This is a genomic window from Ilumatobacter sp., from assembly GCF_041688325.1.
In the GTDB taxonomy this organism is placed as follows: domain Bacteria; phylum Actinomycetota; class Acidimicrobiia; order Acidimicrobiales; family Ilumatobacteraceae; genus Ilumatobacter_A.
On record NZ_JBDNIJ010000175.1, the window covers coordinates 1 to 6,199 of the forward strand.

General features: G+C 63.4%; 7 protein-coding genes. 3 read left to right on the top strand and 4 right to left on the bottom strand.

Annotated elements, in window-relative coordinates; translation table 11 throughout:
• On the top strand, positions 1–1,751 hold a 1,751-nt coding region (locus tag ACH2EI_RS10970), incomplete at its 5' end, for a PEP-utilizing enzyme (protein ID WP_395160018.1).
• A 125-nt stretch (positions 1,752–1,876) separates the two neighbouring features.
• Here ACH2EI_RS10970 and ACH2EI_RS10975 read toward each other — a convergent pair.
• Both ACH2EI_RS10975 and udk read right to left on the bottom strand, forming a co-directional pair.
• On the bottom strand, positions 1,877–3,022 hold the full coding sequence (locus tag ACH2EI_RS10975; protein ID WP_395154034.1) for an acyl-CoA dehydrogenase family protein: 1,146 nt from the start codon (positions 3,020–3,022) through the stop codon (positions 1,877–1,879).
• 83 nt (positions 3,023–3,105) lie between these two features.
• Positions 3,106–3,738: a uridine kinase gene (gene udk / locus ACH2EI_RS10980; protein WP_395154033.1), complete on the bottom strand. Its 633-nt coding sequence runs from the start codon at positions 3,736–3,738 to the stop codon at positions 3,106–3,108.
• Positions 3,739–3,803: 65 nt separating this feature from the next.
• On the opposite strand from udk, the gene ACH2EI_RS10985 reads away from it, so the two are divergent.
• Both ACH2EI_RS10985 and ACH2EI_RS10990 read left to right on the top strand, forming a co-directional pair.
• The gene (locus tag ACH2EI_RS10985) at positions 3,804–4,070 is read left to right on the top strand and encodes a DUF3263 domain-containing protein (protein WP_395154038.1); all 267 of its coding nucleotides are present in this window, start codon (positions 3,804–3,806) and stop codon (positions 4,068–4,070) included.
• Positions 4,067–4,789, top strand: coding sequence for a LytR C-terminal domain-containing protein (locus ACH2EI_RS10990; RefSeq protein WP_395154032.1), 723 nt, complete (start codon positions 4,067–4,069; stop codon positions 4,787–4,789). The genes ACH2EI_RS10985 and ACH2EI_RS10990 overlap by 4 nt, the downstream gene beginning before the upstream one ends.
• 29 nt (positions 4,790–4,818) lie before the next feature.
• Here the strand turns inward: ACH2EI_RS10990 and ACH2EI_RS10995 are convergent, their stop codons facing one another.
• Together ACH2EI_RS10995 and ACH2EI_RS11000 are read right to left on the bottom strand one after the other, a co-directional pair.
• Positions 4,819–5,826 (bottom strand): glycerate kinase, encoded by a 1,008-nt coding sequence (locus ACH2EI_RS10995; protein WP_395154031.1) that lies wholly within the window; start codon positions 5,824–5,826, stop codon positions 4,819–4,821.
• Positions 5,827–5,971: 145 nt separating this feature from the next.
• Positions 5,972–6,199, bottom strand: a 228-nt coding sequence (locus ACH2EI_RS11000) for a MoaD/ThiS family protein (RefSeq protein ID WP_395160020.1), incomplete at its 5' end; no start/stop codon positions are given.

The following is a 6,199-nucleotide window of genomic DNA, read 5'->3' on the forward strand; positions in this document are numbered from 1 at the left end:
ATGCAATGAGCGAGAAGTACTACGTCACCGATTCCGAGCTGTCTGAGCGCTTTCCGCTCTACACCCGAGCCAACGTCGGTGAGGTCTTCCCTGACCCCGTGACACCGCTCACCGGATCAGGAATCATGTTCCACTCCGAAATCGCATGGCGCGAAGCATGGGAGCGCATCGGCGCCTTCCGGATGGACGAGTTCCCAGCCGACGAGATGGCCCAGTTGGGCATCGTTGGCGGCTACTGCTATCTCAACGCGTCGATCATCCGCCTGTTCGGTGAGCGCGCTCCAGGCCTGACGTGGAAGGACATGGACGAACAGTTCTTCGGTGCCCAGCCCGGCATCCCGCCCTACGTGGCCGTCGACGGCGACGAAGACCTTGCAGCGACCGAGAAGATCGGCGGCACGTTCGGCTGGGCGCTCTCGCTCACCAAGATCGACGACCTCGACGAATTGACCGAGGACCGCACCGACACAAGGAAACTGCGCGCCGACCGGCCCGATTACTCGGCGATGACAGACGAGGAGATCTGGCAGTTGTACGCGATTGCCGCACCAGAGCAGCGGCGATACTTCTCGCACCACATCTTCACGACATATATGGCAACCGTGCCCGTCGGCATCATCAGTGCTGTTGCAACGGCGGTCGGGCGCCCCGATCTGATCATGCCAATCATCGCCGGTATTGGCCAGGTCGACTCTGCCGAGCCGTCGCACGTCATGTGGGATCTCGGCCGGAGCGCGGCAGCCAGCGCCGAGGTCACGGCGGCATTCGACGCCGGAGTCCACGGAATGCTCGACCGTCTTCGTCGCAGCGGTGCAGCCGATGTGGCCACCTGGCTTGAACAGTTCGAAGCATTCCTCTACGAGTTTGGATCGCGCGGTCCAAACGAATGGGAGAGCCGCTCGAACTCGTGGGAGACGCATCCCGAACTTGCTCTCAGCGCGATCGATCGGATGCGCATCGCGCCCGCGGGAATGGCGCCGGGTCGGCAATTCGAAACGCGCGCTGCGGAGCGGGCAACGGTGAGCGCAATCCTGCTCGCCATGGTTGAAGGCGATGCCGAAACGCACGGCCAGCTCAGCGCAGCGATCGCATCATCGGCGGCCTGGCTGCCAGGTCGCGAGCGCACCAAAACAAACAACATTCGTTTCATCCACGAACTGCGCGTCGCGCTCCGCGAACTCGGCCGTCGCATGGTTGAGGCCGGTGGCTTTGACGAGATTGAAGACTTCGCGATGGTCCAGGAAGATGAGTGGCCTGCGCTTCTTGCGGCCCCGACCTCGATGCTCGACATCGTGCGGCAGCGTCGCGCCGAGTACGACGACCTGCTCACGCGTGAACCGCCGTTCATCTTCGACGGGCATCCGGAGCCGCCGTCGGCATGGCGGGTCAAGGGCGAAGATGTTCCCGACAAGCTCGTTGCAGGCGACACGCTGCAGGGGATGCCAGGATGCCCCGGCTCGGCCGAGGGGCGTGCCCGCGTCATTCTCGACAGCCACGATCCCCGAGCGCTTGAGCCAGGCGACATCCTGATCGCGCCGATCACCGACCCGTCGTGGACCCCGCTCTTCGTCCCGTCGGCAGCCGTGGTCGTCGACGTGGGTGCGGCGCTGTCGCATGCGATCATCGTCAGCCGAGAGCTCGGTATCCCGTGCGTGATCAGCGCCACGCAGGCCACCGAGAAGATTCCCGACGGCGCCATGATCAAGGTCAACGGCGATACCGGCGTCGTCACGATCCTCAGCCTCGAATAGTCACGCATGGGGTCAGGCCCCTTTCGCAACTCTGTGGACCGCCACGCGGAACTCGGGACGCTTGAGGGCTTAATCCGCTGCGTGGTGTCCCGAGATCGCCGGGGCGCCCGTGCTGCAGCGGCGTCCTACTTCAGAACTTCTTTGCTGATGATCGTTTTCATGATCTCGCTCGTGCCGCCGTAGATCGTTGTGACGCGGGCATCGACGTAGGCCGGGCCGATCGGGTACTCGGTCATGAAGCCGTAGCCGCCGAACAGTTGGAGGCAGCGGTCGGTTGCCCGGTTTTGCAATTCGGTGCCATGCAGCTTCGCCATCGCGGCCTCAGCGGGGGTGAGCGTGCCCTCGTTCAATTTGAGTAGGCACTGGTTGATGAACGGCTGGGCGACAGCAACCTCGGTGGCGACTTCGGCGAGCACAAACTTGGTGTTCTGGAACGAGGCGATCGTCGTGCCGAAGGCGGTGCGCTCCTTGACATACTCCACAGTCCAGTCGAGTGCGGCCTTCGCGGCAGCGACGCCGAAAATGCCGATCGACAGCCGCTCTTGGGCGAGGTTGAAGGCGAGGTACTCCATCGCCCTGCCCTCCTCGCCGAGGACGTTGGCGGCCGGGACGCGCACATCTGAGAAGAAAAGTTCGGCGGTGTCGGCAGACTTCTGCCCGATCTTGTCGAGGTTGCGGCCGCGCTCGAAACCATCCATACCGCGCTCGACGACCAAGAGCGACATTCCGCTTCGGCCAGCCTCGGGGTCGGTGCTGCACACGACGACGACAAGGTCGGAGTTAATGCCGTTGGTGATGAAGGTTTTGGCCCCGTTCAGCACGAACTCGTCGCCGTCGCGCACGGCGGTGGTCTTGATGCCGGCGAGGTCGGAGCCGGTGCCGGGCTCGGTCATCGCGATGGCCGTGACCAGCTTGCCCGATGCGATGCCGGGCAGCCAGCGCTCGGCCTGCTCGTCGTTGCAGTATTCGATGAAATACGGGGTGACGATGTCGTTGTGGAGCGTCAGGCCGAGGCCGGCGCCGTTGATCCCGCGCTTGGCGAGTTCTTCGGCGATAATCGCGTTGAACCGAAAGTCGTCGCTCCCGCCACCACCGTGCTGCTCGGGAACGGCGAGGCCGACGAAACCGTGCTTGCCGGCAGTGGTGTACAACTCGCGATCCATAATTCCGGCGACTTCCCAGTCGTGGTACTTCGGGACCATCTCGGCATCGACAAAGGCAGCGAAGCTCTCCCGGAACAGTTCGTGCGTCTCGTCATAGATCGAATTCATGGCACGAGTCTCACCCAAACTCGCAGCAACACTCAACTCGAATGCACATCCGGTCACACTGTGCCTGGCACAGAGTGACCGGATCAGACGGTGAGCTCTCTCACGCGGGCCAGCAGTACTTCGAGGGCGGGACGGTTGAGACCGCCTTCGGGAATGATCACGTCGGCGTGGCGCTTGCTTGGCTCGATGAAGCGTTCGTGTGCGGGTCGAACAGTTTCGAGGTACTGGTCGATAACGCTCTCAACGGTGCGCCCGCGGTCGGCAACGTCGCGGGTGAGGCGGCGGATGAAGCGGATGTCCGGCGCAGTGTCGACGAAGATCTTGAGGTCGAAGCGCTCGCGGAGCGTCCGGTCCCAGAGGACGAGGATGCCGTCGACCACAACGATTTTCTTTGGCTCAACTGTGCGGGTCTCCCCGCTGCGGTTGTGGTCGGCGTAGTCGTAGATCGGAACTTCGACAGATGCGCCGTTGGCCAGTGCGGCCAGATGGTCGTTCAGTAGCGGCCAGTCGAAGGCATCGGGATGGTCGTAGTTGGCGTTCGCACGCTCTTGCAGAGGCTGATCTGTGCGGTCGAGGTAGTACGAATCGAGCTCGATTCGAGACAGATGTTCCTCGCCCGTCATCTCGACAAGCCGTTCGGAAATCGTGGTCTTGCCGGAACTGCTGCCTCCAGCGACACCGATCATGAAGGGGCGGTTGGTCGCATGCTCGGCCATGGCGCAGCAACATATCTTGCGTGGTGCTTGTAATTCGCGCCGCGGAACGGGCAGTCTGTGCAGTGATGCTTAGCGAACGACATGCCGCCATGCTTGATTTTGAACGCTCATGGTGGAGTAACGACGAGCCGCGCGACCAGGTCGTTCGTTCTCGTTTCCAGTGTTCGCCAGAGGAATACGACGCGGAGATCACCGTCGTGCTCGAAAGCCCTGATGCTGCCGAGCACGATCCGCTCGTGGTCCGTCGGCTCAAGCGACTTCGTCTACGAGCACGCAAGGCACGGATTGACGGCGTCGCCGTCTCCGCTTCGGGAGAGGGTGTACACGCATGAGCAATGAAGACGCCACCGTCGGCGGGGGCGCAGGAGCGGCTCGCCGGAATCCTCGCCAGGGTGTCGGCGGTTCGCCCGTCGGTTCGACGCTCAGCATCGTGCTGGCCGCCGTGGCAGTCATTGCAGGCTTTTTGATCCTTCGCAACTTGACTCAGGAAGACAGCTCGGTCGTTGGCTCAGGTGATCCACCCGGCCAAGTCGTCGTGGCTGAGGGCACGACGACCACCATCGATGTTGGCGTCAGCCCCACCACCGCAGCGCCGACGACCACCGCTCCGGCCGTACTCGTGACCGAAGGTGCCGTCGTCGTGGTTGCCAACGGAAACACCGTCGGCGGTTCTGCTGGCCGCATGAGCGAAACGCTCGCCACCGCTGGCTACAACATGGGCACGCCCGTGAACGCCGGACAGACGATCGACGACAGCATTGTCTATTTCGATCCGGCGAACCCCTCGGCTCAGGCGGTCGCTGAATCGGTTGGGCGGACTCTCGGCAACGTGTCGGTTCTCACGGTCTCGACTCCTGCGCCGACCGAGAATGGCTCGCTTGGTGAAGCTGGCGTACTCGTCGTGCTGGGTAACAGTCAGGCCGACAAGACGCTCCTGCAGCTCGCTGAAGCGGCTGGGTTGGCAGCTACCGAACTCGGTTCGGCGCCGGCTGTAGCTGGCAGCGATGTCCTCGCACCAGTAGACCCGACCATCGAAGAGACCGGCGAATAGTCAGCAATTGGGGCCCGACCCCTTCGTATTTATTGATCGAGGCGTGAGCGAAGCAGCGATGTTGCGGCGCGTTGGATGCTTTCTTTTGTCTGATTGAGGGCGATGTCTTCGCCGAAACGTTCGACGAGTGATTCGACCGTGATGCGGTCGGCCCACTCGAGGATCACAGCGGGATCGGCAACGCCAACGATCGCAGCGACCGGTATGCCGTACTCGCCGGCCAGTTGGGTGATGCCGCCGACCACTTTGCCGGCGAAGCTCGTTTCGTCGAGTTGGCCCTCGCCGGTGATCACCAGGTCGACGGTCGGGAGCACGTCGTAGAGATCAAGTTCGTCGGCGACAAGCTCGAAGCCCGGGACGAGCCGGCCACCGATCGCAGCAAGCGCGCCGCCAAGGCCGCCTGCGGCGCCGCCGCCTTTGATGGCGGTGACATCGAAGGCGAAGTCTTCGACAAACATTTGAGCGAGCCGTTCGAGTCGCCGTGTGAGCATTTTGACCTGTGCGGGCGACGCACCCTTTTGGGGGCCAAAGACGACCGCCGCGTCGGTGAACGTGGTGTGCACGTCGCAGGCGATGAGCAGATCAACCTGTTTGAGCCGCGAGATCGCACTGATCGCACGGATTGCACCGAACCCGCCATCGGTCGAGGCCGAGCCTCCGAGGCCGACAACGATGCGCTTGGCGCCGAGATCGAGCGCCTTGTCGATCAACTCACCAGTGCCCGTACTGGTGGCGTCGAGTGCGTCGTTGCCGGCCTTGCCGCCGGCGAGCACCAAGCCGCTTGCCCGGGCCATCTCGATGACAGCGGTGTCTTTGTGGAGCCGCCACGCCGCCTCGATCGGGTTGCCGAGCGGCCCGGTAACAGTCGAGGTGCGGTTGGGGCCGCCGAGCACGTCAAGAATCCCATCGCCGCCGTCGGCCATCGGGAGTTCGACGCATTCGATATCGAGTTCCCAGCACGCGTGGCCAATCGCCTGGGCAACCTCGTGAGCGGTCGCCGTGCCCTTGAACTTGTCAGGTGCCGCCAACACGCGCATGCGGCACCTTACGCCTCAATCGTCAAGGATGGAGAGAACCAGCGGTCAACCGAGGAGCGCGTTGAACTCGGGATCGATCGGTGCGGATTCCGCCTCGCAGCGTCCCGAGATTGCCGCAGGTCGAGGAGTGGAGGCGAAACCTGGATCAGCCGCCGGCGACAGCAGGAATGATGCTGACGGTCCAGTTGTCTTGGACAGCGGTATCGAGGCCGTCGAGGTATCGGACGTCGTCGTCGTCGACGAACACGTTGACGAACTTACGCAGCGCACCGTCTTCGTCGAGGAGTCGTTCGCCCATGCCGGGGTGCTTGGCCTCGAGCGCAGCGATGACCTCGGACAGCGAGCCGGGCTCGAGGGCGACCTGCTTGTCGCC